Raw genomic sequence first — 25,876 nt, forward strand, 5'->3', positions numbered from 1 at the left:
TTATTGTATTTCGTTTTACATGGTTTCATCATATAAAAAAGGCCGGCCTTCATTCGAAAGCCGGCCTTTGCTGCAGCTGCCACATCTGCTTGTAAAAACAAGGTCTATTTATCTTTTCCACAGCATTTCTTATACTTTTTCCCACTGCCGCACGGACAAGGATCATTTCTTCCTACCGTTTTCTCACTTACGGCCTGTTTGGAAGCGCGCCATTCGCGCGTGATTTCATCACGCTTGTCTTTCGTCAAAACCTTATCCCACTGAGGAAGCGTATACAGCCATTTTGCTTTGGCGTCGTTCATATTAAAAAACAATTTTTCAAAATCGATATCCAGCTTGATTGGCGTATCTTCCTCCAGACTGTCGATATCGATTTCTTTTTTCAGGCTGGTGTTGATCCCGTCAATAAAACCGCAAAATACAACCGGATCCATTTCGAATTGCCCGGCAACTTCTTTTTCCGTACCTTCATAGATTATGCTGGTATCATCCAGGATTTTTTCATAGACGTCTGCTTCGGCGGCAAAGTAATCATCCCAGAATGCCTGCTGTTGCTGAGGCGTTTGCGCCATTTGCGCCAACTGCTTCCATTGTTCGTATAACGCCATATTACATGATCTCCTTTAGCTCTTGATCAAGTCGCGTTGCAACTTCTTTGATAAAACCATGGGTATTGACAACCTTTTTGTTTCCCTTTTCCCACAAAAGCGCAAGGTCTTTTGTCATAACGCCTTCCTCAATCGTACGGATCGATGCTTTATCAAGCGCATCTGCAAATTTTACAAGCGCATCGTTTTGATCCATCTCGCCGCGTTTTCTGAGCGCTCCGGACCATGCGAAAATTGTAGCCATTGAATTTGTAGATGTTTCTTCGCCGTCAAGGTGCTTGTAATAATGCCTTGTCACAGTGCCGTGCGCAGCTTCGTATTCATAATTTCCATCAGGTGAAACGAGCACGGACGTCATCATTGCGAGGCTTCCAAACGCAGTCGCCACCATATCGCTCATGACATCGCCATCGTAATTCTTACATGCCCAGATATATCCGCCTTCAGAACGGATCACACGGGCTACCGCATCGTCAATCAGCGTATAGAAGTATTCAATTCCCAGTTCATCGAACTTTTCTTTGTATTCCTCATCAAATATTTCCTGAAAGATATCTTTAAACGTGTGGTCATAGATTTTTGATATCGTATCCTTTGTTGCAAACCACAAGTCCTGTCTGGTATCGATCGCATAGTTGAAACAACTGCGTGCGAAACTGCTGATTGATTTGTCGGTATTATACATGCCCTGCGCTACCCCGCCGCCTTCATATTCGAAAACGGGTAAACGCGTTTCTTTTCCATCCGTTGTAAAGATCATCTCAAATTTTGTATTTGCAGGCACGCGGTATTCCGTATTACGGTATACGTCCCCGTACGCATGACGCGCAATAGTGATTGGTTTTTTCCAGGTTTTTACCGAAGGCGAAATACCATCGACTACGATTGGCGCGCGGAAAACTGTTCCGTCAAGAATCGCACGGATCGTCCCGTTTGGACTCTTGTACATTTCCTTCAATCCATATTCCTCAACACGCTGTGCGTTGGGCGTAATTGTTGCACATTTCACACCCACGCCATATTTCTTGATTGCATTCGCCGCATCATAGGTTACCTGATCGTTCGTTTCGTCGCGGTATTTAAGTCCAAGATCATAGTATTCTGTATTCAGGTCAATATAGGGAAGGATCAGATCCTGCTTGATCATATCCCATATAATTCTGGTCATCTCGTCTCCGTCCATTTCCACGAGGGGGACGGGCATTTTGATTTTCTGCATCTATTTTCTTCCTCCTGTTCCTCTTCCAGTCATTTATTATTTGCGTCTCCGCATGATATACTTATAATTACTGGCCTACGCTGGTTTCAAGCCCCGGCCCACGCTCTGTCCACATTACATACGCGTCCTCGCCATTGTTGGAATAATAGCGCTTACGGATACCGTGAACAGAAAAACCACATTTTTTATAAAGCTTCATAGCCGTTTTATTTGAGACGCGCACCTCGAGCGACATAGCATCCGCCCCAAACTCCTTGGATACCTCGATCAATTCCTGCATCAGCCGGTATCCATAACCTGCTCCGCGATACTCAGGCAAAATACATACGTTTGTGATATGCGCCTCGTCAAAAATGATCCACATTCCACCATAACCAATGATCCTGCCGTCCTTTTCCACGACAAGGTAAACCGTGTTGTCATTTTCAATAATATCGTCGTACAGCATCGCGTAAGACCATGGCAAATCAAAGCTGCTGTTCTCACAATAATGGATGTCTTCCAGGTCTTCCCTTTGCGCGCGCCGAATGACAATGTCCTTCAGTTCTCTCAATTTCTTTCCTTCCTTAACCGTTCCGCCTGACTTTCTCTCAGGTAATGGGGCTTTAGTCCATCATAAAAAAGCAGGTTTCCCTTCAAGCTTTCCTCATAAGCAATCTCGCATACAGAAGAAGCGCGCTGCATAATAAACTGCGGCGGTAAAAAAACGCTGTCCGGATGCTCCCTGCGAATTATCTCGTCAAAGTTCAAGGCGGCGTCGCCTGCAAATACAACACGCTCATCCGGCAAAAGCTCCGTCAAAAGCTTATGCAGCGAAACCGCACATTCCGGCACAACTACCTTGTCCCCCTGTTTTGCAAGCGTATATACCTCGCCCCTGCGGGCGTCCATCACCGCGCATACAATACTGCCAAAACGTCCTGCGTTTTTAATCAGCGCTTCAAGCGTATTGACCGCAACCGCAGGTTTTCCAGCGGCATGAGCCATTGCCGCGCAGGCAGCTACGCCAATCCGTATTCCCGTGAATGAACCGGGCCCTGCCGCAACAGCAAAAACGTCTATATCATTTACTTCGCATTCCGCATCGGCAAGCACATTATTCACAGCCGTCATCAATGTTCTTGAATGCTTTTTTCCCGTATTGATATACACTTCGGAAAGCAATATACCATCCTCGCTTACAGCTGTAGAAAGCGTATTTCCCGTTGTATCGATTCCTAAAACCCTCATGCCGCTACCTCTTCAACCACGATTCTTCGCTCATGATCGCTGATCCGTTCAATGGTGATATCCAGCCGCTTTTCAGGGAGCGCGTCCGGGATGAGATTCGCCCATTCACATACGCATATGCCATCCCCTTCAGCATAATCGTCAAAGCCAATCTCGAATAATTCGTCCTCGTCTGCAATGCGGTACACGTCAAGGTGATAGAGCGGCAGCTTCCCGCTTTCATACGCCCTCAGAATTGTAAATGTAGGGCTTACAATATTTTCTGATACGCCGAGCCCTTCCGCAAGCCCTTTCACAAATGCTGTCTTGCCCACGCCAAGATCTCCATAAACGGCAAGAAAGCTGCCCTTACCCAGATGGAAAGCCAGCTTTTTTGCAATTTCTTTTGTATTTTGCTCACTGTCACTGAAATATTCCTGCATAAACGTCCGGTTTCCTTTTGCTTTTGGGCAACGTTCGCTAAAATCAAATTTTGATAAAATATATCGCCTGTTATATTTTAGCGAAAAAACGGCAATTATGCAAGTCGCATCAGTAATCTTCTCTGCTGCCTGTGTTACTCTTCAGCAGTGCACTGCTTTTTTGGCGGTGTTTCCGGAATCCGGAAAAGCTTTCCAACCGATTTATACAATGCAAACGTGATGGCTGCGTTGATACCCGCTTTGATCAGGTTGAACGGCAGGATCGCCGGTACAATCAAGGTCAGTACCTGTTCGCGCGGAACGCCCATAAAAATCGGCGTAATAATAATATTCCACACGACCATCATCACCGTCCATACTGCCACGCCTACCGCAAGGGCGACAACCGCATTTTTTCTCGTTTTATTGCGTTTGTAGATATTACCTGCAACCAGCACAAACGATCCCGTCGCCACGATGTGCATCAATATTCCGATCACACCGGAAGACGCGCTTACTGTAAGCCCCTGTAAAACCGATACGATGACCGTTAAAATAAAACCTACGCCCGGCCCAAATGCAAACGCCGTAATAAAAATCGGAATGTCTGCCGGATCGTATTCCAGAAAAGGAAGGAACATCGGTATCCTGACCAGATACACAAGTACGATTGAGAGTGCCGCCATTACCGCGATTGAGGTAATGTTGCGCGTTGTAAATTTGGGTTTTTCTACGAGTGAATTCATAAGTAATACCTCCACAAAAAAATTTCCGTGAATAAATAATCCCCGGAAATCATATGTGACCATATTATTCTTCTCTCATCCAGACTATAACTGTCGGCTACGGAATCACACCGTATCGGCTCTTTTTCAAGAGTTCGCAGGCTATACTGCCGGTAGGGATTTACACCCTGCCCCGAAGATTTATTCACTTTTAATATGATTATATTCCTTTTAAAAGGCTCTGTCAACCACCGCTTATTTGACAGTGAAACACTTTTTGTATAATATGAATAACGAACTTTATCCCTTAAATAAACAAACAGGAGTTTTTAGTTATGACTTTCGCAGACATAATAAGCAAAGTCAACGATTTCGTGTGGGGACCGGTCATGCTTGTTCTCCTTGTGGGAACCGGTATTTTTTTGATGATCCGCCTGCGGTTCAAACCGATACGTAATTTAGGCTATGCGCTAAGGCAGGTTTTTTCAAGACACAGCCTTGGAAAAGGAGACAATGCCGACGCGGGAGATATTTCCCCGTTCCAGTCCCTTATGACAGCCCTGGCAGCTACAATCGGCACCGGCAACATCGTCGGCGTAGCGACCGCTATGACGCTCGGCGGCCCGGGCGCTTTGTTCTGGATGTGGATTTCCGCCCTTTTTGGCCTTGCTACCAAATACGGCGAATCCGTCCTTGCCGTTTTTTACCGCGAGAAGAACCAAAACGGCGAAATGTCCGGCGGGCCAATGTTTTCCATCAAAAACGGTTTTACAATCAAATGGCTTGGTACAATTCTTGCAGGAGCTTTTGCTGTTTTTGCTGTGATCGCTTCTTTTGGAATTGGAAACCTGACACAGATCAATTCCATTGCCGACGCAGTAAAAAACACATTTTCGATTCCCACCTGGATCACCGGGCTTGTGATTGCAGTACTCGTAGGGATTGTTCTTTTGGGTGGTATCCAGTCGATTGGAAAAGTATCTTCTAAAATTGTTCCTGTCATGGCAGTTTTTTATGGAGTTGGCTGCCTTATCATTATTATTATAAACGCAGGCAATATGTCCGCAGGTCTTTCGCAGATTATGGAAAGTGCATTTTCGCCAAATTCCATTCTGGGAGGCGTTGCAGGTTTTTCGTTTGCAACAGCCATGCGTTTTGGCGTTGCGCGCGGAGTCTTTTCCAACGAAGCCGGACTGGGCAGCGCGCCCATTGCCGCTGCTGCGGCCAAAACGGATCATCCAAGCCGTCAGGGATACATCAACATGACCGGAACCTTTTTTGATACGATCATCGTATGTACGCTGACCGGGCTTGCGATCGCCTGTTCCGGTGCGCTTGGCACGCTGGATGCAAATGGCGAACTTGTTACCGGGGCTTCCCTAACGATTACCGCTTTTACGAACACGCTTGGCCCGGTAGGCGGATATGTCGTAACGGTTGGCCTTATCCTGTTTGCGTTTTCAACCATTCTGGGCTGGAGCTATTACGGTGAAAAGAGCCTTGAATACCTGGCGCGTTCCCCTAAAGCGCGTGTTGTTTACCGCTGTATTTTTGCAGCTGTTATTTTTATCGGCGCGATAACCACGCTTGAAATTGTGTGGGATTTTTCGGACACTGCTAATGGACTGATGGCGATTCCCAATCTTATATGTCTGCTTGTACTGAGTAACGTAATTGTGAAACAGACAAATGATTTCGATGAAAAGTTCCTGAAGCGCGAAAAATTGATGCGAAAACAAAAAAAGCACCATATCTGAATCCTGCCACAAATCCTTTCCGTAAAATGATGGAAAGGATTTTTTATGATAACAAAAGCTGCTCTTCATTGAAAATAAGGTGAAAATAGTTTATAATGGGACAAAATTAAGTACCGTATCTTGACCTTAAGGAAATCACACGGAGGTTTTGTTTTGAAAAAACTTACGATTGCTATTATCTCAATCATATTATTTGTTCTTCCCTTTACTGCCTTTGCCGCTCCTTATACCGACGGCGCAAATTATTTCGTTGTTGATATTCCAGAGGAGGCCGGACTTTATTATTACACGCCTGCCGGTTCTAATATGGGTGAAGAATTACTCAATGCCGTTAATCCTGATAACAAGGACGTTCAATTCAGCATCTGTTATTATACGCCAGACAATGCGTTTGCTTACTCGATTAAGATGATTGCCGAGCCGCTTTCAACATACGTGGCAAGCGATACTTCCGCTTCGGAAGAATTTGCTTCGCCTTCCAATGATTCAGCGCCTGTTCCGGAAATCACCGATATTTCTCAGCTCACACAGGGACAGCTCGATCAGATTGTCTCTACAAAAAAAGCAGAATATGGCGCGGATTATTCCTTCAGTAATTATTCGACTGAATCATTAAATGGTAAACAGGCCCTGACTTTACAGGGAGGGTTAACCGGAGACGATACGCTTACAACAAAGATTTACTTTATCATCAGCAATAATCAACTGTATACAGTTACCGCCATCTACAAAAATGATGCAGGAAATACATATGGCACAGCTGTATCCGGCATTATGAATACTCTGCAGTTCTCAGACGCCGTTCCTGCAACCGCAACGACGCCAGAGCCTACTGCTACGGCGTCTGCCCTTCCGACCGTAACCGCCACGGCTACAGCAAGCGTAGTGCCTGCGTCCCAACCTGCACCAACGGAAGAAAACTTTTTTAGCAGCATTGGCGCAAAGCTTCAAAACGCTTACAACAATGATCCTTATTTCTTTTTATATGTGGTTGGCATCATGGTTATCGTCGCCATCATCATTATTCTGATCATTCTTTTAAAGAGCCGTAAGCAGAAGGCACTGCGCAATCTGAATATAAGCCGCCCAGAAGAAAAAGATCAGGCTGCCGAATCCACATCCCCTGTCTCTGCTGCGGGGGAAACGTCCGACGTTTCCAGCCGTCTTGAAAACGAACAAAAAAATCCCGGCCTGTCGCGGGATATGCAAAACCGTCCATATGGCGACATCAGTAAATATGTGCCGCAACAAGATGAGCGAACGATTGCTCCAGGCCAGGAGCAAACGCCGCCTTCTTCCCTGCATACGGAAGAAAGCCGCATGGAAACACCGTCCTCCGGCGCGCGTATTCCCCATGTCGGTTCGCGCGTTGAGCGGAACAGACAGAAAAAAAAGAAAAAAGGCAGATAAGTTTGCATCAAATTTCTTGACTTCATGAATCTGATATAATATAATATCATTTGTCGCGCGGTAGTGCTGGAATCGGCAGACAGGCACGTTTGAGGGGCGTGTGTCTATGACGTATGGGTTCAAGTCCCATCTACCGCACCAACAAAAAAGTTCCATGCAAAGCATGGGACTTTTTTGTTTGGACCGGCCGTGGCTTGATCCCTGATAAATGATGAATTTTCTAACTCTGAAAACTACATTTTTTTCCCGGAAAAATTCGTATATCCCACCTTCTGAGAATTGTGTTGAGTCTCATTTGTATCATTGTGTGCTCGTTACGGCCGCAAGGTATGACTATACACTTGTTTTTTAATAAAACGTGACTTTATAGAGCGATTTTTCTGGCTTTTCTAATCGTTATCTTCTATAATATACATACATTACAGGAAAAATAAAAAGGCAGATAAAAGCAATGAAAATTTTTCGAACTTCGCAAATCCATACTGAAGAAACCTACGCTCGAAAAACATATTTTCAGATTATTCTGCTTGCACTGGCCGCTCATCTCTCATTTATCGTTATTTTTGCCTTTCTCTCTTTTTGGGAGCTTTGTATTTATAATATCATAAGCGTATGTTTTTATATCGCAATGAGCCAGATCGTAAAGCATGGTTTTTATCGTGTCGCGGTATCTCTTGTCCATCTTGAAGTATGTATTTTTGTTTCAGTCACTTATCTATTGCTTGGAAGTAATACCGGAATTGAATTGTATCTGATAGCAATATCGTCCTTGGTGTACTTTTGCCCCTTTGACCACAAATGGATTCCCTATTTATTTTCCTGCGGCGAGTTGCTGCTTTTTCTCCTGTTGAAGGTCTATTTTAGCAGTAGTGGAATTTATCCCCCATTGAGCCAATCCGTCCTGACAGGGCTGAATGTCTACAACATCTGCGCAAGCTTTATCATTATTCTATTTGCCGCATTTGCATCCAACGTATCCGCTTCCGTTACAAAGAAAAAGCTGGAGGATGAAAACGAAAGCCTAAGCTCGCTTGCCAATTATGACCAACTCACCGGGCTTTTGAGCCGCCATTGTTTCCTTGATAAATTGGGCGACTATAAACATCAAACCATTATTCTTGCAATGGGTGATATTGACGATTTTAAGATCATCAATGATACTTATGGGCATCATTGTGGAGATTACGTTTTGAAGACAGTCGCCTCCATCATGAAAAATTGTTGTATTGGCTTTTCCTATATTTGCCGTTGGGGTGGAGAAGAATTTTTGTTTTTGTTTCACTCCCTGTCCTTTGACGAGGCATGCCTGAAAGTATCTGAGTTGTGTGAAGGCGTTGATCGATTCACCTTTATTTACGAAGGAAAACCTTTCCATGTTACAATTACTTTTGGTGTTTGCGAGCGCACCGATGGCGAAGATTTCTCAAATCTGATCAAGCGTGTGGATAAAAGGCTTTATCTTGGAAAAGCCAATGGTAAAAATCGTGTTGTGATACAGGACGAGCTTTGAAACAAAAAAAGCCGGAACAATCCGGCCTTCTTATGTAAATTCGTTTATTTTTTTAATATCGTTTCAATTTCACAGATATAGAGCGTATGGTAATCCTTTTCAGGATACCATTTTTCATCAATCCCCTGCTCGATGAAGCAAGCGGGATCATATTTCTGCGCATACAGCTTTTTACAGATCATCACCGTGTCTGCTTCGTCAAAATACGGTGTTGCCCCTTCATGTGATACGCTGAACTGAACTTTTTGGATTTTATCCTCGTCACGCCCTGAAACAGTTCCAAAATAGCTGAGCTGTTTGCGGTATTTCTCAGGTAAAAAAGCAAGTGAAAAAGTTTCTGAGGCGTCGATAAACTCTTTTGTATATCTTGTCGGACGTATTACGACAAACGCAACATTTTTGCCCCACATCACGCCCATGCCACCCCACGAAGCGGTCATGGCGTTTACTTTTCCGTCTTTCTCCGCCGTTACAAGCATCCATTCTTTGCCAATCATGCGAAACGGGCTCTCATTGAACTGATCCGCCTCAATTTTTTTCCATTCTGCCATTTCTCATTCCTCCTTAACCAATTCTGCGCCGCGTCGGTTTATCACCGTCCGTCTTGGGGAGCTCTTTCATGACCTCCCGCCGCAAAGCCTCCGGGGTTGCCTCCGGTTCCTCCACACTGTGCTCCTCAACTATCTCCTTTGCCCTGCGTGGGAAAAGGGGCTTTCTTTCTTTTGCTTTCCTTTGCTGCACCCGCGTTGGGCGTTCTTCGAAAACCGGTTCTTGCGGATCATCCGCATATTTTTCAAGGAAATCCGGAATTTTTTCCCTTACAGGCTCCCTGACAACCTTTGTTTCCTCTGTTACGACCTCTTCTGAAAATTCCTCTTCCGGCGGCTCTTCCACCTCCGGCTCGGGCAGTTCCGGTTCTTCTATCGGCATTTCCTCTGCTGGTTCCTCTTCCTGTTCCTTCCTTTTCTCCAGTTTCTCTTCCTTTGGGAGAGCTTCCTGCAAATCAGATGGTTTCACAGATTTTTCGCGCTTTTTTACGGTGTCAGCCGTAATATAATCCACAGTTATCTGGTCGATGGCATAACCGATTGAATTGACCGCATCCATTGGAGTCATGGAATATTCGCCCTCCAGCTCCGCCGCCCGTTCCCCTGCCATTCCGGCAATATAAACGCCTGCAAGCGCCGCTTCGTACGGATCCTTACCCTGCGCTGCAAATCCTGCAATAATGCCAGTGAGTACGTCCCCACTACCGCCTTTTGCCATTCCCGGCGTACCAACACATACCAGCGTCGCATTTCCGAATTGATCGGCGATTATCGTTGTGCTTCCTTTGAGTACAAGCGTCACCTCATATTCCACCGCGAAATCAACAGCCGCTTTAAGCGGATTTTGCAGAATCTCCTGCAGTTCCAGTCCGGACAGCCTGGAAAACTCCTTGGGATGCGGCGTCAGAATTGCCTCGCCCTTCATATGATCCAAAAACTCCATATGACCAGCCAGAGCATTGATTGCATCTGCGTCGATTACCTTTGTAATATCATAATTCGTGATTAACGCTCCAATCACCACTGCAACACTGTCGCCTGAGCCAAGCCCCGGCCCCATTGCCACTGCTGTTTTCCCTTCTAAAAGGCGTTCAAGTTCACCGGCGGCTTCACCGGATATGGAGCCATTTTTTCCCGGGAGCGGTACGCAAGTCGCTTCCGGAACGTTTTGCTGTAAAACATCCACCACTTCTTTACACGAAGCAAGCGTCACAAGACCTGCTCCCGCGCGGGATGCAGCCCTTGCCGACAGCACTGCCGCACCGGCCATGCCATAACTTCCCGCAACCAGCAGCAACCTTCCATAGCTTCCTTTATTGGTATTGAGATCACGCTGACCGAGACACATATCCTCGTCGTCGCTTTCATATACGCATACGTTTGACTGCAATGGAACGTCGCAGCCTTCATCTACGCCAATCCTGACGACCTGCAATTCCCCTGCGTATTCTCTGCCCGGAAAGAGGAAATGTCCAATTTTGGGATATTGAAAGGTTACAGTGATATCCGCTTCCACAGCAACGCCCATTACCGCGCCGCTTTCCGCATGAATGCCTGAGGGAATATCTACGCTTACCACAAGCGAATCCTGTGCGTTGATATGTCCGATTGCCGTTGCGTAAATCCCGCTCACGTCACGCGTGAGTCCTGTTCCAAACAGTGCGTCCACATATACCTCAGCCTGTGCAAGTTCCTCAAAATCGGTTTCAGACTGAATTACACGGCAATACTCCCCATTCTCTTCAAAGAACGAATAATTCGTCGCCGCGTCCGCCGGCAGCTTTTTCGTATCCCCTAAAACGATCACCTGAACGTCGTATCCATTTGCGATCAGGATACGCGCGACAGCAAATCCGTCCCCTCCGTTGTTTCCGGTACCGCAAAACACCTGTACGGAACACGGCTGTATTTCTTCGCGTATGGCTTCAAAAACGCCATGCGCGGCATTTTCCATCAATATAAGGCCAGGTATTTTCATCCTGTCCATCATAAACCTGTCTACGGCACCCATCTGTGCAGGTGTTAACGCTGTTCTCATCTTTCGTCCTCCTGTTCCAGCACGGCAAATGCACTTGCCGTGTCCTCTGTATGTGTAATGCTGACATGCAGCTTTCCACGCCCCAAAAGTGTTCCGTACAGTTTTACGTACGGAGCGCCGCTTTCTTTGTGCAGCACTTCAATGTCCCTTAACGAGACATCCGTGATTCCAAGCTCCATTGCCTTTAAAACCGCTTCCTTCGCGCAAAACATCCCAGCCGCGCTTTGCTCCGGGATTCCTTTTTCTTCAAGATATTTCCGTTCTTTATCGGTAAATACCTTTTTCAAAAAAGCTTCCTTGACCATCGCCTTTTTCATACGTTCTATCCGCAGGCTGTCCGTTCCAATTCCCAAAATCATATTTCTATGCCTTTGCAGTGACCGCATTGATTACAGCCCTGCGCGTCGCTTCTACCGCCGCGGTGATCAAAACATCCATATTTGCCTTTTTATTTCCATACGATAACCCAAACATCGTATCTCCATCAACGGTTGTATGAACCGGCTCTATCGATTTTGCAAGGCCGTCGTGTGCCACCTGGGCAAGCTTTGCCGCTTCATCCTTTGTAAGCATTGCGTTTGTAGCTACGATTCCAATCGTCGTATTCTGTCCCAGCATTGTTTGCGTATGCGCGCCATTCTCCAGTATATATTTTGCAGTTCCGATGTGTACTCCTTTTTTCTGGGTGCCGGCAAGTATCCTTCCGTCCTCCACAACATCGCCAAACGCATTAACCGCCACCAGCGCACCGACCACGATTTCGTTTGCAAGCTTTATGCTTGCCGTTCCTACGCCGCCCTTTTGTGCATTTTGCATCCCGAACAGTTTGCCTACGGTTGCACCAATTCCAACGCCGATGCTGCCTTGCGGAACAGTGGTGCTTGCGTTAATGCAGGCTGCATATCCCATCCCGGCGTTTGGGCGGATATCGCTCCTGCCGAATCCCAGATCATAAATAACAGCGGCAGGAACAATCGGTACGACCGCATCCGCTGTACGCACCCCCATTTGCTGCTGCTCACAATAGATCATAACCCCGTCGGCAGCCGCCAAACCAAAAGCGCTTCCGCCTGCGAGCAATACTGCCTGGCATTGCTGTACTGTCTTCGCCTGCGCCATAAAATCCGTTTCCCTCGTACCCGGCGCGCTGCCGCGAACGTCCACGCCGCATACAGCGCCTTCAGGCACAAGAACAACGCTGATACCGGTCATTCCTGCCGTATCCTGCGCATGGCCTACCAATAGCCCCTTGATGTCAGTTATACTTCCGCTATACATAAATACTCCCAATAAAAAATTTATGATTCAATATATTGTTCCATTCCACGAACCGAAACCTCTCCAGCTAAAAATTCCCTGATTCCTTCCGCAGTCCGCACAATAAGCGCACCCTGTTTTGAAAATCCTTCACATAAGCCTGTCATTGTTTCTGCTCCGCCTACGATCCTGATCTCTTTTCCTATTATAACACTATTACTGCAATATTCATCAAAAATCGAATCAATCCCATGCAAAATATACTTTCTGAAATAGCTGGTTACACTGTCGATCATCGCGGCACATAATCTGACACGGTCGATGCGCCTTCCGGTAATCATACGCAACGACACAGCCTTGTCTGCAATTTCCGGCGGAAAACGTTCCTGGTTCACATTCAGCCCCATACCGCATACAATATATTCAACCTGGTCCATATCCGAGGACATTTCCGTCAGAATTCCACACAGTTTCTTTCCGCCGAATACGACGTCGTTGGGCCATTTTATTTTTGCCTCCAACCCACAGACCTGCCTGATAGCTGAAATAACGCCCAAAGCCGCTGCAAAGGTAATCGCGGGAGCCTTTGCCGGTTCAAAACCCGGCCTGAGCAAAACGCTCATCTGGATCGCTTCCCCTATCCCCGCAGTCCAGCCACGGTTTAACCGGCCTTTTCCTTTGGTTTGTAATTCCGCAATATAGACGCTTTCATCCGGCGCGCCGTTACGCGCCATTTTTTTTGCGTATTCGTTTGTAGAATCAACTTCCTGCAGATAATGAATCCTTTCGTGATCTTCTTTGGTCCATAAATCGATATATTCCTTTTTCAGCACATCCGGCAATGCGGTAAGCCGATATCCCTTGTTGGTCTGCGCTTCGATACTGCCGCCCTCTTCCTTGATCGCCTTGATATGTTTCCAAACTGCCGCCCTTGAAACGCCCAGCGCGTCGCTGATCTGTTCTCCAGACATAAAATCGCCTGCATGGAACAATAATTCCAAAATCTCTTTTTTCATTCTTCTTCTCCACCAATCGCTCTTCTGATGTCATCATACTCAAAGCCCTTGCCCATCAACGCCCGAATCATTTTTTGCTTCGCTTTATAGGGCTCCTCATTTCTGTATTTCTGCCTCAAGCGCGCTACATAACCTGCAATCACATCATCATCCTGCGCAGTTCCTTTCACCGTCTCCTCAGCCAGCTCCCGCGGAACACCCTTTAGCATCATCTTTTGTATCGCCATCCGGCTCCCGTATTTTTGCAAAAGCTCCTGCGCGAACAGCTGCGCATAATTTGTATCGTCGATGTACCCCAGCTCCTTGAGCTTTTCAATCGCACTTTCAACGCTGCCTTCCGGTATTTCCTTTGAACGAAGCTTATCCCTCAGTTCTTTCTCTGTACGCATTTTGTGCGACAACTGATCCATTGCAATGGCAACCGCATATTTCTCGCTGTCCTGCCGCCTGATTTCTTCCATCTGAGCGTCGCTGAGCTCTATGCCGATTTTCAGGTGATGGATCAGCGCAGTATCAATATAAACGGCAAACGAAAACACTCCGTCTACAAAAATATTCAACCGCTCTTTATTTTTTACGCCCTCTTTGATATCCGTTATTTTTCCCATGTTATTATTATACTGGAAACCTTGGAAATTGAAAACCGATTTGCATTTTTTCTGTTTTTTTTGTAAAATAAGCGATATGAAACGAATTGTAAGTATCATACTTTTGTGCCTGCTGCTCATGGTTCCCATCCTGAGCGCATCCGCAGAAGATTCCACAATCAAACAGAAGGATATGGGCGACCGCGTCACAGTCGTACAGACGCGCCTGCGCGACCTTGGTTACCTCAATTACCGGCCTACCGGTAAATTCAGCGACCTCACGGTTGAAGCCGTGCGTAAATTCCAACAGCAAAACGGCATCGATCCCGACGGGCAGGTTGGCGACGATACATTTGCAGCCCTTTTTTCTACAAATGTCGTACGCGCACCGCTAAACCCTCAGATTAAAAAAGTAGCCGGCCCAAGTTATTCAGGCAAGGTTACCGCGCATGGTGAGCTTTCTTCCTGGGAGGAAATCAACCCACTTCTTCCCGTTGGCACGGAATTTTCCGTTCAGGACTATAACAGCGGCCTCACCTTTAATCTTGTGCGTACAGGCGGTGTGAACAGCGCGCAGGTTGTGACGCCCACCGCCGCAGATCACGAGGCGTATCTGCAAGCCTTTGGCGGCGCTGATACCTGGGAGCACCGCCCTGTGCTTGTCACCATTGGAGAACGTGTTTATGCGGCTTCCCTTTTTGGTATGCCCACAGGCGGCGCGGATACAACCGGCAGCGGGATGAATGGATATACGGTCCTTTACTTTAACAATAGCAAAACAGATGTGAATTCACTTTCAGATGACGAGCATATTCTCGCTATCATGAAAGCATCAGGAAAATAAAATTGAAGTTTAATAAAGCGCGGAAACTTGGAGCTTCCGCGCTTTATTTGTTTATTGCCGCTTTATCCATACGGAGACCGATCCGCCGTCTACAGAAAATTCGCCGTTTCCGTCGCCGCCGATTGTAACATCTTCTTTACCTGCATCCAATATATCGTAAAATCTATTTCCCGCAAACTTCTCTCCGACGTGCATTACCTTTACACCGCCATCACCATTGGTGAGGAGCACTGCAAGTCCGGAGTCAGGATGTGCATCATCGCCCATGCGAGTCCATCCGACGATGTTTGGATGATCGAAATAGTCAATTTGGCCGCCATAGGCGCAAAGCTCCCGCGCCTTGATGAGCGGTAAAAGCGTATCCTTCATAGGCGCTATGTTGTTATGTGGAATTCCATAATAATCTCCATAAAAAACGCACGGATAACCCTCCTGGCGCAACAGTATCATTGCATAGGCCAGCGGTTTAAACCATCTCTGCACCCACGATTCCAACGACTGTCCCGGTTGCGTATCATGATTATCGATAAAAGTAACCGCTTTAAGAGGATTTTCCCGTACAAGCGTTCGATCAAAAATCGTCCGCATATCAAATGCGCTGCCTGCGTTTGACGCATCTACAAATCGAAAATGGAGCGGTACATCAAAAAGCGATAATGCTCCCTTAGTCGTATCAATATAATTGTTGAGCGCATTTACATCGCCATTCCAGTATTCGCCAACTGCAAAAAGTTCCTCACGCGCTTCCCTGCGCAACGTGTCCAGCCAATCACTGTAGAAAGTAAAACGCATATGCTTGACCGCGTCGATCCGAAAGCCATCTACAGGCACTTCACGCAAATACCAGAGGCCCCACCGCTTCAACTCGTCAACAACTTCCTCATGGCACAGGTCGATACAGGCTCCCATCAGGTAATCAAAATTGCCAAACTCTTTGTCTACCTGATCTTCCCACCGTTTTCCGTTAAATTGAAAAATCGCACTTCGCTGGTTTTTTTCATCCCAGTCAATCGCCGCAAAATGTGTACTGTTCCATTTAAAATCCGAATATTTTTCGTTTCTTCCGGGAAACGTAAATTTTGTCCACGCGGCAATTTCTTCTTCCCCGCTTATCTGTTCACACCGGTTTTCCTGTGCAAATTCCCGTGCTGAGACCATTTCCAGCTCATCCGCACCCATTTTGTGGTCAAGCACAATATCTGCATATACTTGAATTCCAGCATTATGCAAAGCGTCTATCGCCTGTAAATATTCTTCTTTCGTGCCATATTTGGTTGCAATCGAGCCCCTCTGGTCAAATTCTCCCAGATCATAGAGATCGTATACTGCATACCCAACATCGTTTTTCCCATCGCTGCCCTTATAAGCCGGTGGGAGCCATACTGCCGTAATCCCATCATCCGCCAGCTGTTTTGCATTTTGGGCAGCCTGTTTCCACAAAATGCCGGACGGCATGTACCATTCAAAATATTGCATCATCGTGCCGTTTTTGTCCGCATCCATAAAAGCATCCTTTCCAGCTAATATCTTTTACCAGCCCCCGCCTTCTCGTGTCCGGTAAAAATTGGACATGATATTAATAAACCAAAACGGCCGTTTTTATTCTGTTTTCGTCAGTATGCCTTTTCGTAATACCATTCGTTGATGTGATAAAAAACATCATTTTGGTGCATACCGTTTATGTTTGTAAGCGTTTCATTGCAAACAGCGGAATTCATTCTGAAATAGAGCCCTATCTGCGGGACGCGTTCTACAAGGATACGCTGCAGCTCGCTGTATGCACTTTCTACCGCGTCCTCCGTAAAGGCATTTTCCGCTGTATTGATCGCGTCGGTAATCTCCTGATTGTTTACGCCGCCGTAGTTGGCGCTGCCATCACTATTGAATAAAAAGCCGAGAGACGGATTATCGTCAAGGTAAAAACTACAGAATGCAAGCTCAAAATCCCTGTTTTGCAACCTGGAATAATAATCCACCGCTTCAAGCTCCTCGATTGTCGCAACAATACCTACCCTGCCAAGCTGTTTCCTGATCATTTTGGCGGCTTCCATCCGGTAAGACATATCCCTGTCGTTCGGCACAATCAAAGTAAGGTTTAATTCGCTGCCCTCCTGCACCTCGTCCGTCCGGTAACCAGCCTCCTGCAATAATTGCCGTGCCGTTTTCAGATCGTCGTCCTGCGTATATTTCGTATCATAAGCATAAAAATCAGGCGAAATCGGCAGATTGGCAGGCACCGCATGATTCAAAAGAACCGTCGAAATTATTTCCCGCCTGTCAATCGCATAGGATATGGCCTGACGCACATTTGTGTCCTCCAGCTTGGAATTGCCAAGGTTGGGAACGATGCAATCATAATAATTTGTCATATAGTCGATTACCTGCGTTTTATTTGCAAGCTTATACTTACCGGAATACAATACATCTGTCGTAACAAAATCAAGGATACTGGTTGAAACAGCATCCAGCTTTGCCGAATTACCAGTTGTGGCCTTTGCAACAATTCTCGTAATATTCGGTTTTGTCCCCCACCAGCTCTCATTAACGTTCAGTTCCATTTCTGTTTCCGCATCAAAACTGCTTATTTTATAGGGGCCGCTCCCCACATTGTTTTGTCCTTCACACTGTACGGGAAACGCCATAAAATAAAGCGCCTCCATCCCCGGCTTTGTCATTGTAAGCTTTATCGTATGATCGTCAATTTTTTCAAATCCGCTTACCAGTGAATTATACTGTGTATATCGATTTGTTTGCGGAATATCGATTGTAGCCGAGGCGCTGGGATCCGCAGATCCGCTTTCGCTGGAGCTCGGGCTTGCACTTGCAGACGCCGAACTGCTTGGACTTGGACTTGCAGAAGGCGTATCGCCGCTTTCTCCGTTGTCTCCCTCCTCAGGCACATCAGTGGGCTGGGGTTCCGGCGTTGTTCCATCTGTCACCGGGAATTGGGTTCCCGTCAGCTCCCCAACCTTTTGAGCACTATAAATTACATCGTCAGCCGTAAGCGGAATTGTTTCATCACCGGAAACAAAAACTACGTTCTGCCGGATGTGAAAGGTATAAACCGAGCCGCTTTCGTCCACTTCCCATGATTCTATTACAGAGGCCTGCGGTTTTCCACTCCCATCAATCCTGATCGCCGGATCGTAAATAAGAGTCAGAAGGTTGATCAGATCCTCGTTTGTTGCTGCAAGCGGATCAAGAGAGGTAATTCCTTCCGGCATCGCAATAAATAAATCCCCGCCCTGCTTTTGCAGGTCGCCCTGCGCCGTTTGCGTTGCATCTGCAGAAGCATCGGCGCTGCTTTTTACAGTCACATCCCCGCTCTGTGTGGCCTGATCGCCGCCACATGCTCCCAAAAGAAGCAGGGCCGCTCCGGCAAGTAAAATACAGACAAATTTTTTACCCAAGCTGATATAGTTTTTGATATTCTTCATATGCTTTCGTTACCTTTTTAACATAATTCTCTGTTTCCGGATAGGGAATGTTTGTCAAATTTTCCCCATCGGAATATTGTGGATCGTCGAGCCATGACCTTACCTTGTTGTGACCGGCATTATACGCCGCCATCATTACCGGCAGGTTGTTATCGAACCGTTCCTTTAAAAACTGCAGATACCAGCACCCCATCTCAATGTTGGTTTCCGGATCTGTAAGATTTTTTGGATCAAGTTCTTTGTCACCCAATTTTCCTGCAATCCATTCCGCTGTTTCAGGCATGATCTGCATTAGTCCCTGTGCTCCCGCAGATGAAACCGCTGAAGCGTCAAAACCGCTTTCCGTATTGATCACTGCCGCAATAAAATAGGGATCAAGATCATACTGTGCGGCATATTTTTCGATCAAATCCTGATATTCGAGCGGATATTTTGATTTCTCCCATGACTCCGATAATTGCGTGAAACCTACAATGCCAACCACTGCCACGATAATGACGCAGACAATGATAATAATAACTTTTTTCTTTCCGCTATTCCTGCGGCTCGTTGTTCGTCCCATAGAAACTTTCTCCCACCTGTTTTTTCAGTTCCGAAAGGCTTGCGTCATTATGGATCACGACATCCGCATACCCCAGAAGCTCATCCTGCTTTCTCTGACTTCCAAGCCTGTTTTTTGCGTGTTCTTCATCAATTCCGTCACGCATTTTAATACGTTCCTTCTTATTTTCGTGTGCTGCTGTTACAAGCCAGATTTCGTCCACCCACGATTCGAGCCCCGCATCAATCAAAAGAGCACAATCCACTACTATTGTGCCGCTTGCAGAAGCCGCAACCCTTTTATCCATTTCCTCCAGAACCAAGGGATGAAGTATTTGCTCCAACCTTTTTAATTCCTGCGGATTGGCAAATACATACGCTCCCAGCTTCCGCCTGTCAAGCTTCCCGTCAGCGCCAAAAAACTGTTCTCCAAAGCCTTTTCTGACCGCGTCATAACCCGCGTTTCCCGGTTCACAGATATCATGTGATATTTTATCCGCGTCGATTACATCCGCGCCCAGCTCCATTAAAAAAGATGCAACGGTACTCTTTCCCGCACCGCTGTTTCCCATCAGTCCAATCATCCGTTTCATTTTGCCTGCGCCCACGTCTTTCCCTGCGCCACGTTCACACGCAGCGGTACACTAAGCTTTACGGCGTTTTCCATACATTCGCGCAGCATTTCCTTTATCTCGCCACACTGCTCGTCCTTTGCATAAAGTATCAGTTCATCGTGCACCTGCAAAATAAACTTTGCGTCATACTGCTTCTCTTTAAGCTGCTCCGCCACCCGGTTCATTGCAATTTTGATTATATCCGCAGCGCTCCCCTGTATCGGCGTATTGAGCGCGGCCCGTTCGCCAAACGAACGAATATTGTAGTTACCTGAGGATAGCTCCGGAATATAGCGGATGCGCCCGCAAATCGTACGAACAAAGCCGTCCTCGTGCGCCTGTGCAATGATTTCATCCATATATTTTCGAACGCCGCCGAATTCTTCAAAATATCTGGCAATATAATCCGCCGCCTGTTTTCTGCTGATTCCAAGATTGCGCGCCAGTCCGTAATCGCTGATTCCATAAACAATACCGAAATTGACTGCCTTGGCGCTGGCGCGTTCAGCCGGCGTAATATCTTCAATATCCTTTCCAAGAACCTCTGCCGCAGTCCTGGCGTGAATATCCTGTCCTTTTAAAAACGCGTCCCTGAGGTGTTTATCATCCGCTATGGCAGCCAAAATCCGCAGTTCGATCTGCGAGTAATCCGCAGAGACAATCTGATATCCTTCCGGCGCTACAAACACGCTGCGGATGTCGTTTGCCATTGCCGACTTGATTGGGATATTCTGCAGGTTTGGTTCCACGCTTGACAGCCTGCCCGTGGCAGTCGCCGTCTGTAAAAACGTGGTATGGATCATCCCGTTGCGGATAAGCGCACGAAGTCCGTCCACATATGTGCCCTTTAGCTTGGTGAGCGATCTGTACTCCATAATATACGGAATGATTTCATGTTTTTGTTCCAGCTTTTCCAGCACTTCCACGTCTGTAGAATAGCCAGTCTTCGTCTTTTTTACAACCGGCAATTTAAGTTTTTCAAATAATATTTCGGCAAGCTGCTTGGTGGAGCTGATATTAAATTCTTCTCCTGCAAGCCCGTAAATTTTAGAAGAGAGCTCCTCGATTTTTTGATTATATTCCTCTCCAAGCCTTTTCAGCTCGTCGTCGTTTACCCGGACTCCTTCCTGCTCCATGCCGTAAAGCACCCTCAAAAGCGGTTCCTCGATGTGGTACATCACTTCTTCGAGCTCATTGCGCTCAATTTCATCACGCTGACGCTGGGACAGTACGAACAGGTCCGCTGCGTTTTCCTGCAAGTCTGCACGTTTCATGATGCTTGCCATATCATACTTTGCATGAGCCGGATACAGTACCCAGGCGCCAAGCATCACATCATAAAACTCGTTGAAAAAATCACCGCCCCATTCGTGCATCAGCTTTTTTACATCATGCGCGATTACCTTCTTATCCTGCATATAAGGTTTGAGTGCCTTTAAAACGTCGTTTAAGTCATATCCCTCGTCAAGCAATGTCAGCTTTAGAGGAATCAGGTATTCCGTTTCTCCATCTACCGCAAGACGCACGCCTGCACCTGCGTCTACAAGCAACGCAAACTCAAAAATATCGTCAAGAAACCCAAGCTCTGTGGGAGCGACTGTTTTTTGTACAACCGTTTTTTCTTCTTCCTTTTTTAAATCAAAACGTTTCAGGAAGGAATTGAAACGGTATTTCTCGCTCATGGAGCGCAACCCGTCCATATCAAAGCCTGCAAAGGAAAAGGAAGCGACATCTTCCTTAAGCGGCATATCCACCTCGATTGTCGCCAGATCCTTTGAAAGGAAGGCTGATTCTTTCCCGTTCACAAGCTTTTCGTGAAGCTTATTTTTCGGCAAATCGTCAATATGCTCATACAGCTCCTCGATTGTCGGATAATCGTGCAACAGCTTCAACGCTGTTTTTTCCCCAATCCCGGCAATCCCCGGTATATTATCGGAAGCGTCCCCCATGAGCGCCTTCAAATCAGTGATTTGTGCAGGCGTAATGCCCATTTCTTCAAACAGCGTTTCCCTTGTCATCAGCTTTGTTTCGCTCACGCCCTTTTTGGTCAGCACAACATTTACATGACCGTCAATGAGCTGCAGCTGGTCCTTATCCGCTGTAAAAATATATGTTTCCATATTTGCGCTTTCAGCTTCTTTGGAAAGCGCGCCAATGATATCATCAGCTTCATATCCCGCCTGCTCGGCATAATGTATCCCCACCTCGCTAAGCGCATCCTGAAGCATTGGTATCTGGTCTAAAAGCTCTTCCGGCGTTTTCCGCCTGCCTGCTTTATATTCAGCATATTTTTCATGCCGGAATGTTTTTTCCTTCCGGTCAAACGCAACGGCAATATGTGTTGGCTGATATTCCTCTACCACGCGAAACAACATTATAAAAAAGCCATACACAGCATTGGTCGGCCTGCCGTCCTTGTCCTGCATGGTTGTGGGCAGTGCCCAATACGCTCTGAAAACAAGACTGTTTCCATCGATAGCCAACAATTTTTCTGCCATAAAGTCCTCCTGTAACGCGGCGCCTTGCGCCATACGTCCTTCTCCTGAAACCGGCGACAAGCGGTTTGTTTACCAATTTTATCCGGTCATTCATTTTACCATGATATCAGCCTAAAATCAAACCGGAGCCTGCATATTCCCCATCGGCCATTTCAGGAAATAATGAGTGCAAACAATACCGTAAGGATTCCTGAAATTCCAATCGCAAGTCCGCTCATCGCGCCCTCAACCTCGCCAATCTCAATCGCCTTTGCCGTTCCAAGGGCATGGCTGCTTGTACCAATGGCAACGCCTGCCGCTATTGGATTTTTGACACGAAAGAGCTTGATCATGACCGGAGCGAGAATAGCCCCGATGATGCCGGTAATAATGACAGCCGCTACAGTGATCGACGGTTCTCCCCCAAGCCTGATCGAAACATCCATTGCAATCGGCGTAGTCACTGATTTGGGAATAAGCGAGCTCACCATCACCTGATCTACGCCAAACAGTCTGCAAAGGCCGTACACACTGCCCATAGAGGCAAGCGAGCCAACCGCCGCCCCAATAATAATCGGCAGAAAATTACGCTTCAGCAGCCATAGCTGCCGGTAAATCGAAAGCGCAAGGGCTGCAGTTGCAGGAATCAAAAAGAAGCCGATAAAATCTCCACCCCGGTTAAAATCCTCAAGCGGAATATGAAATACCGTCAAGACGACAATCACAAGCGCCATAGAGATCAAAAGCGGGTTGGCAACCGGCGATTTGGTTTTTTGGTTAATCCACCACCCAACCGCATAGGTTCCAATACACAGCACGACGCCAAAAAATGGAGAAGCTACAAAATCATTCATGTTTATATTTCTCCTTAACCTTTTTTTGTATCGCCATAACGCCCTTGACCGTATAGACCGTTACCAGAAACGTAATAATCGTCGTAATAAAACAAATCAGGAGAAACGGGACGAGGTAATTTTTTAACAGGTCAAACTGCTCCATGATTGCTACTCCTGCCGGTATAAAGAAAAAGGCCATGTTTTTCAGTAAAAAATTACCAAAATGCTCGATATGCCTTGGTTTGATCCATTTCAAAAGCAATAAAACAAACAATAACACCATGCTTAATACGCTCGTTGGAATTGGAATCACTTTAGAAAGCAATTCGCCCAACAGACAAACGCCAAACACGATTCCTGCCTGAAATAAGTATTTCATAACCGTCCTTTCCATCCTGCAAAAAATTTCATACATACGGATTATAAACCTGTTCTTTTACCAGAACAACCTTTCCGGCGAAATAATACAAATTGTGCCGAAAATATAAAATAAAAAACGCTCCCTATATTGGAAGCGCTTTGCTAATTCCTGTCGCTTTTCAACATGTTTTCCATTGCCTCACGGTCATTGCCGGCCATGATGTAATAACCTGCGCGTGTAGAGCTATCCGCCGCCTTGTTCAAATTTTCCTCATGCAGAGGGCTTTTTTCCACAACAATTTCAGGAAAATCCCTTTCGAACGACTGCATGTTCCGGATGTCGTCCGGTTCAAGTAAAAAACGTATCGCAGCCGTTTTATAGTGCGCATGGCGTTCTAAGGAAATTGGTATTCCTGCTGCGGCTTCAACTACCATTTTTGTAAAATCGTATCCTGTTGAGAGCGGCACTAAATGCGATCCGATACAATCCCCGCCCATACGCGCTCCAATTTCAATGATGACCGGTTCATTTTTGGGTGATATCCGGAATTCTGTATGGCTGGCTCCCACTGTGACACCAAGGGCATCCAAACTCGCAAAAACCGTCTCTTTTATTTTTTGCAACATACTGTCTTCAATACCGGAAGGCTCAATGTGCCCGGTTTCAATAAAATGGGGGGCATTGGTGGTATATTTCTTCGTCAGTGCCAGAAGGTGGTGTACGCCATCCTGTGAAATACATTCACAACTGTATTCATCGCCTTCAATAAACTCTTCTACAATCGCGGCCTTTGCAAAGGAACAATCAATCGCACGCTTCACCGCTTCGGCAGCCTCGCTTTCTTCCCACACCTTTGTGATTCCCCTGCTGCCGGAACGGTCTGTAGGCTTAACAATAAGCGGATAAGACATCCCCTCCAATTTCAAAGCGCCCTGTTGCCCGCTGACCTGTGCAAACTCCGGCGTTAAAATTCCTGCTGCGCGAAATGCCTTACGCATCTTAAATTTATCGGTGGAGCACTGGATGCAGGCTTCGCTGTTATGCGGCAGTCCAAGGCGCTGCGCAATATACCCTACGGTAAGGGTGGCGAGATCTGAAGCGATCGACACAACCGCATCCGGCTTGATCTGTTCACATTCCCGCAGTATCACTTCCTTCTCCGTAATACTCACAGGATAAAAATAATCCGCTGTGCGCTCTCCTATATCCCCGCATTTCCATGCGAAGACATGCGTTTCATAACCAAGCTTCTTTGCCTTCTCGATCAGCGGGTTCTGGAATTCCCCCGCTCCGATAATTACAATTTTTTTCACTGCGCTTCCTCTTTATGCCTGAAATACTCGTGAATCGTTGAGACTACATAATCGATATCGTTGCGTGATAATTGGTAGTACATCGGTAACCTGAGCAGCCGTTCGCTTTCCGCCGTTGTATAGCGATCCTCACCATGGAACCTGCCAAACCGCTTTCCTGCCGGAGAAGTGTGCAGCGGAATATAGTGGAACGCCGTTTCAATATAGCGGCTTTTCAAAAACGAAGCGATATCCGTACGCTCTTCGAGATTCCTTGCTTTAATATAGAACATATGGGCGTTATGGCCGCACCCTTCCGGCACAACCGGAAGCTCTAGCAAGCCCTGTTCCTTTAGGTCTGAAAGCCCGCTGTAGTAACGTTCCCAGCTTGCCATCCTGTCGTCAAAAATCTGATCTGCAATTTTAAGCTGGCCCAAAAGATACGCAGCGTTCAGATCGCTTGGCAGGTAAGACGATCCGCAGTCTACCCATGTGTATTTATCGATCTGTCCACGAAAAAATTTACTGCGGTTCGTTCCCTTTTCCCGAATGATTTCAGCGCGTTCCGTATACCTGGCTCCGTGGAACAGGAGCGCCCCGCCTTCGCCCATGCTGTAATTTTTTGTCTCATGAAAACTGAAGCAGCCAAAATGGCCCAGTGTACCAAGCGCCTTTCCATGATAAAAGGATTTTATTCCCTGCGCTGCGTCCTCAATTACTTTCAGGTCATACTTTTTCGCAATTTCGAGTATCTGATCCATTTCACACGAAACGCCCGCATAATGAACGGGAACGATCGCCTTTGTTTTCTCAGTAATTGCGTCCTCAATCAAATTTTCATCGATATTCATTGTATCCGGCCGTATATCCACGAATACGATCTTTGCGCCGCGCATGACAAACGCATCCGCCGTGGATACGAAAGTATAGGACGGCATGATAATTTCATCACCCGGTTCAATATTGCAGAGCAGCGCCGCCATTTCCAGTGCATGCGTGCATGACGTGGTCAGGAAAGCGTTTGAAATGGAACAATTTAATTTCAGCCATTGACTGCACTTTTGCGTAAACTCGCCGTCTCCGCAAATCTGGTGGTTTGCAATAGCCTTCTGTATATATTTCATGCTTTTCGGTCCGCATGGCGGAATATTAAAATCAATCATGTTTAC

General features: G+C 46.5%; 25 protein-coding genes, 1 tRNA gene and 1 riboswitch. Of the genes, 5 read left to right on the top strand and 21 right to left on the bottom strand.

Translation table 11 applies throughout. From position 1 onward, the window contains the following. Positions 1 to 104: 104 nt before the first annotated feature. The 6 genes from ACS5WU_RS02580 to ACS5WU_RS02605 form a co-directional block, all read right to left on the bottom strand. The gene (locus tag ACS5WU_RS02580) at positions 105 to 608 is read right to left on the bottom strand and encodes an SEC-C metal-binding domain-containing protein (RefSeq protein ID WP_046442184.1); all 504 of its coding nucleotides are present in this window, start codon (positions 606 to 608) and stop codon (positions 105 to 107) included. A gap of 1 nt (position 609) precedes the next feature. Next, positions 610 to 1,827, bottom strand: a complete 1,218-nt coding sequence (locus tag ACS5WU_RS02585; RefSeq protein ID WP_046442185.1) for an NADP-dependent isocitrate dehydrogenase — start codon at positions 1,825 to 1,827, stop codon at positions 610 to 612. Between the two features lie 67 nt (positions 1,828 to 1,894). Continuing rightward, positions 1,895 to 2,380, bottom strand: coding sequence for a ribosomal protein S18-alanine N-acetyltransferase (gene rimI / locus ACS5WU_RS02590; protein WP_197408924.1), 486 nt, complete (start codon positions 2,378 to 2,380; stop codon positions 1,895 to 1,897). Next, complete coding sequence (tsaB, locus tag ACS5WU_RS02595) at positions 2,377 to 3,057, bottom strand: tRNA (adenosine(37)-N6)-threonylcarbamoyltransferase complex dimerization subunit type 1 TsaB (protein WP_046442186.1); 681 nt, start codon at positions 3,055 to 3,057, stop codon at positions 2,377 to 2,379. Before tsaB ends, rimI begins: the two co-directional genes overlap by 4 nt. Beyond that, the gene (gene tsaE, locus ACS5WU_RS02600; protein WP_046442187.1) at positions 3,054 to 3,479 is read right to left on the bottom strand and encodes a tRNA (adenosine(37)-N6)-threonylcarbamoyltransferase complex ATPase subunit type 1 TsaE; all 426 of its coding nucleotides are present in this window, start codon (positions 3,477 to 3,479) and stop codon (positions 3,054 to 3,056) included. Before tsaE ends, tsaB begins: the two co-directional genes overlap by 4 nt. Before the next feature lie 134 nt (positions 3,480 to 3,613). Further along, on the bottom strand, positions 3,614 to 4,204 hold the full coding sequence (locus tag ACS5WU_RS02605; protein WP_046442282.1) for an ECF transporter S component: 591 nt from the start codon (positions 4,202 to 4,204) through the stop codon (positions 3,614 to 3,616). A 63-nt stretch (positions 4,205 to 4,267) separates the two neighbouring features. Continuing rightward, a riboswitch (FMN riboswitch) is annotated at positions 4,268 to 4,388 on the bottom strand. 130 nt (positions 4,389 to 4,518) lie between these two features. On the opposite strand from ACS5WU_RS02605, the gene ACS5WU_RS02610 reads away from it, so the two are divergent. From ACS5WU_RS02610 to ACS5WU_RS02625, 4 genes are all read left to right on the top strand, one after another. Continuing rightward, positions 4,519 to 5,940, top strand: coding sequence for an alanine/glycine:cation symporter family protein (locus tag ACS5WU_RS02610; RefSeq protein ID WP_302762154.1), 1,422 nt, complete (start codon positions 4,519 to 4,521; stop codon positions 5,938 to 5,940). 153 nt (positions 5,941 to 6,093) lie between these two features. After that, positions 6,094 to 7,350, top strand: a complete 1,257-nt coding sequence (locus ACS5WU_RS02615) for a hypothetical protein (RefSeq protein ID WP_302762153.1) — start codon at positions 6,094 to 6,096, stop codon at positions 7,348 to 7,350. Positions 7,351 to 7,407: 57 nt separating this feature from the next. Further along, positions 7,408 to 7,491, top strand: a tRNA-Leu gene (locus tag ACS5WU_RS02620). Positions 7,492 to 7,978: 487 nt separating this feature from the next. Beyond that, positions 7,979 to 8,860, top strand: coding sequence for a GGDEF domain-containing protein (locus ACS5WU_RS02625; RefSeq protein ID WP_465088913.1), 882 nt, complete (start codon positions 7,979 to 7,981; stop codon positions 8,858 to 8,860). 44 nt (positions 8,861 to 8,904) lie between these two features. Here ACS5WU_RS02625 and ACS5WU_RS02630 read toward each other — a convergent pair whose 3' ends face one another. The 6 genes from ACS5WU_RS02630 to ACS5WU_RS02655 are packed head-to-tail and all read right to left on the bottom strand — an operon-like array spanning position 8,905 to position 14,327. Then, positions 8,905 to 9,411, bottom strand: a complete 507-nt coding sequence (locus ACS5WU_RS02630) for a flavin reductase family protein (RefSeq protein ID WP_046442191.1) — start codon at positions 9,409 to 9,411, stop codon at positions 8,905 to 8,907. Between the two features lie 13 nt (positions 9,412 to 9,424). Then, positions 9,425 to 11,446, bottom strand: coding sequence for an NAD(P)H-hydrate dehydratase (locus ACS5WU_RS02635; RefSeq protein WP_465088914.1), 2,022 nt, complete (start codon positions 11,444 to 11,446; stop codon positions 9,425 to 9,427). After that, on the bottom strand, positions 11,443 to 11,805 hold the full coding sequence (gene acpS, locus ACS5WU_RS02640; protein WP_059109300.1) for a holo-ACP synthase: 363 nt from the start codon (positions 11,803 to 11,805) through the stop codon (positions 11,443 to 11,445). Before acpS ends, ACS5WU_RS02635 begins: the two co-directional genes overlap by 4 nt. A gap of 4 nt (positions 11,806 to 11,809) precedes the next feature. After that, the gene (locus ACS5WU_RS02645) at positions 11,810 to 12,724 is read right to left on the bottom strand and encodes a P1 family peptidase (protein WP_465088915.1); all 915 of its coding nucleotides are present in this window, start codon (positions 12,722 to 12,724) and stop codon (positions 11,810 to 11,812) included. 20 nt (positions 12,725 to 12,744) lie between these two features. Then, complete coding sequence (locus ACS5WU_RS02650) at positions 12,745 to 13,719, bottom strand: biotin--[acetyl-CoA-carboxylase] ligase (protein ID WP_465088916.1); 975 nt, start codon at positions 13,717 to 13,719, stop codon at positions 12,745 to 12,747. Next, positions 13,716 to 14,327 (bottom strand): RecX family transcriptional regulator, encoded by a 612-nt coding sequence (locus ACS5WU_RS02655; protein ID WP_465088917.1) that lies wholly within the window; start codon positions 14,325 to 14,327, stop codon positions 13,716 to 13,718. Before ACS5WU_RS02655 ends, ACS5WU_RS02650 begins: the two co-directional genes overlap by 4 nt. 76 nt (positions 14,328 to 14,403) lie before the next feature. Between ACS5WU_RS02655 and ACS5WU_RS02660 the strand changes: the two genes are divergently transcribed. Next, the gene (locus tag ACS5WU_RS02660; protein ID WP_160295566.1) at positions 14,404 to 15,150 is read left to right on the top strand and encodes a peptidoglycan-binding domain-containing protein; all 747 of its coding nucleotides are present in this window, start codon (positions 14,404 to 14,406) and stop codon (positions 15,148 to 15,150) included. 51 nt (positions 15,151 to 15,201) lie between these two features. On the opposite strand, the gene ACS5WU_RS02665 is transcribed toward ACS5WU_RS02660, so the two are convergent. The 9 genes from ACS5WU_RS02665 to rffA form a co-directional block, all read right to left on the bottom strand. Next, complete coding sequence (locus ACS5WU_RS02665; protein ID WP_465088918.1) at positions 15,202 to 16,653, bottom strand: alpha-amylase; 1,452 nt, start codon at positions 16,651 to 16,653, stop codon at positions 15,202 to 15,204. A gap of 110 nt (positions 16,654 to 16,763) precedes the next feature. After that, a complete protein-coding gene (locus ACS5WU_RS02670; protein WP_302761428.1) occupies positions 16,764 to 18,587 on the bottom strand; it encodes an ABC transporter substrate-binding protein in 1,824 nt (607 codons plus the stop codon). Then, positions 18,553 to 19,149: a lytic transglycosylase domain-containing protein gene (locus ACS5WU_RS02675; RefSeq protein ID WP_046442198.1), complete on the bottom strand. Its 597-nt coding sequence runs from the start codon at positions 19,147 to 19,149 to the stop codon at positions 18,553 to 18,555. The genes ACS5WU_RS02670 and ACS5WU_RS02675 overlap by 35 nt, the downstream gene beginning before the upstream one ends. Continuing rightward, complete coding sequence (gene coaE / locus ACS5WU_RS02680) at positions 19,121 to 19,720, bottom strand: dephospho-CoA kinase (RefSeq protein ID WP_302761426.1); 600 nt, start codon at positions 19,718 to 19,720, stop codon at positions 19,121 to 19,123. Before coaE ends, ACS5WU_RS02675 begins: the two co-directional genes overlap by 29 nt. Continuing rightward, a complete protein-coding gene (gene polA, locus ACS5WU_RS02685; RefSeq protein WP_465088919.1) occupies positions 19,717 to 22,239 on the bottom strand; it encodes a DNA polymerase I in 2,523 nt (840 codons plus the stop codon). The genes coaE and polA overlap by 4 nt, the downstream gene beginning before the upstream one ends. Before the next feature lie 152 nt (positions 22,240 to 22,391). Continuing rightward, entirely contained in the window at positions 22,392 to 23,072 is a 681-nt protein-coding gene (locus ACS5WU_RS02690) for an LrgB family protein (protein WP_320606875.1), read from the bottom strand. Beyond that, entirely contained in the window at positions 23,065 to 23,433 is a 369-nt protein-coding gene (locus tag ACS5WU_RS02695; RefSeq protein ID WP_465088920.1) for a CidA/LrgA family protein, read from the bottom strand. The genes ACS5WU_RS02690 and ACS5WU_RS02695 overlap by 8 nt, the downstream gene beginning before the upstream one ends. 143 nt (positions 23,434 to 23,576) lie before the next feature. Then, positions 23,577 to 24,728: an ATP-grasp domain-containing protein gene (locus tag ACS5WU_RS02700; protein WP_465088921.1), complete on the bottom strand. Its 1,152-nt coding sequence runs from the start codon at positions 24,726 to 24,728 to the stop codon at positions 23,577 to 23,579. Next, entirely contained in the window at positions 24,725 to 25,870 is a 1,146-nt protein-coding gene (gene rffA / locus ACS5WU_RS02705; RefSeq protein ID WP_302762225.1) for a dTDP-4-amino-4,6-dideoxygalactose transaminase, read from the bottom strand. Before rffA ends, ACS5WU_RS02700 begins: the two co-directional genes overlap by 4 nt. Positions 25,871 to 25,876: the final 6 nt, after the last annotated feature.

The sequence above is a fragment of the Christensenella sp. KGMB01412 genome, from assembly GCF_055522415.1.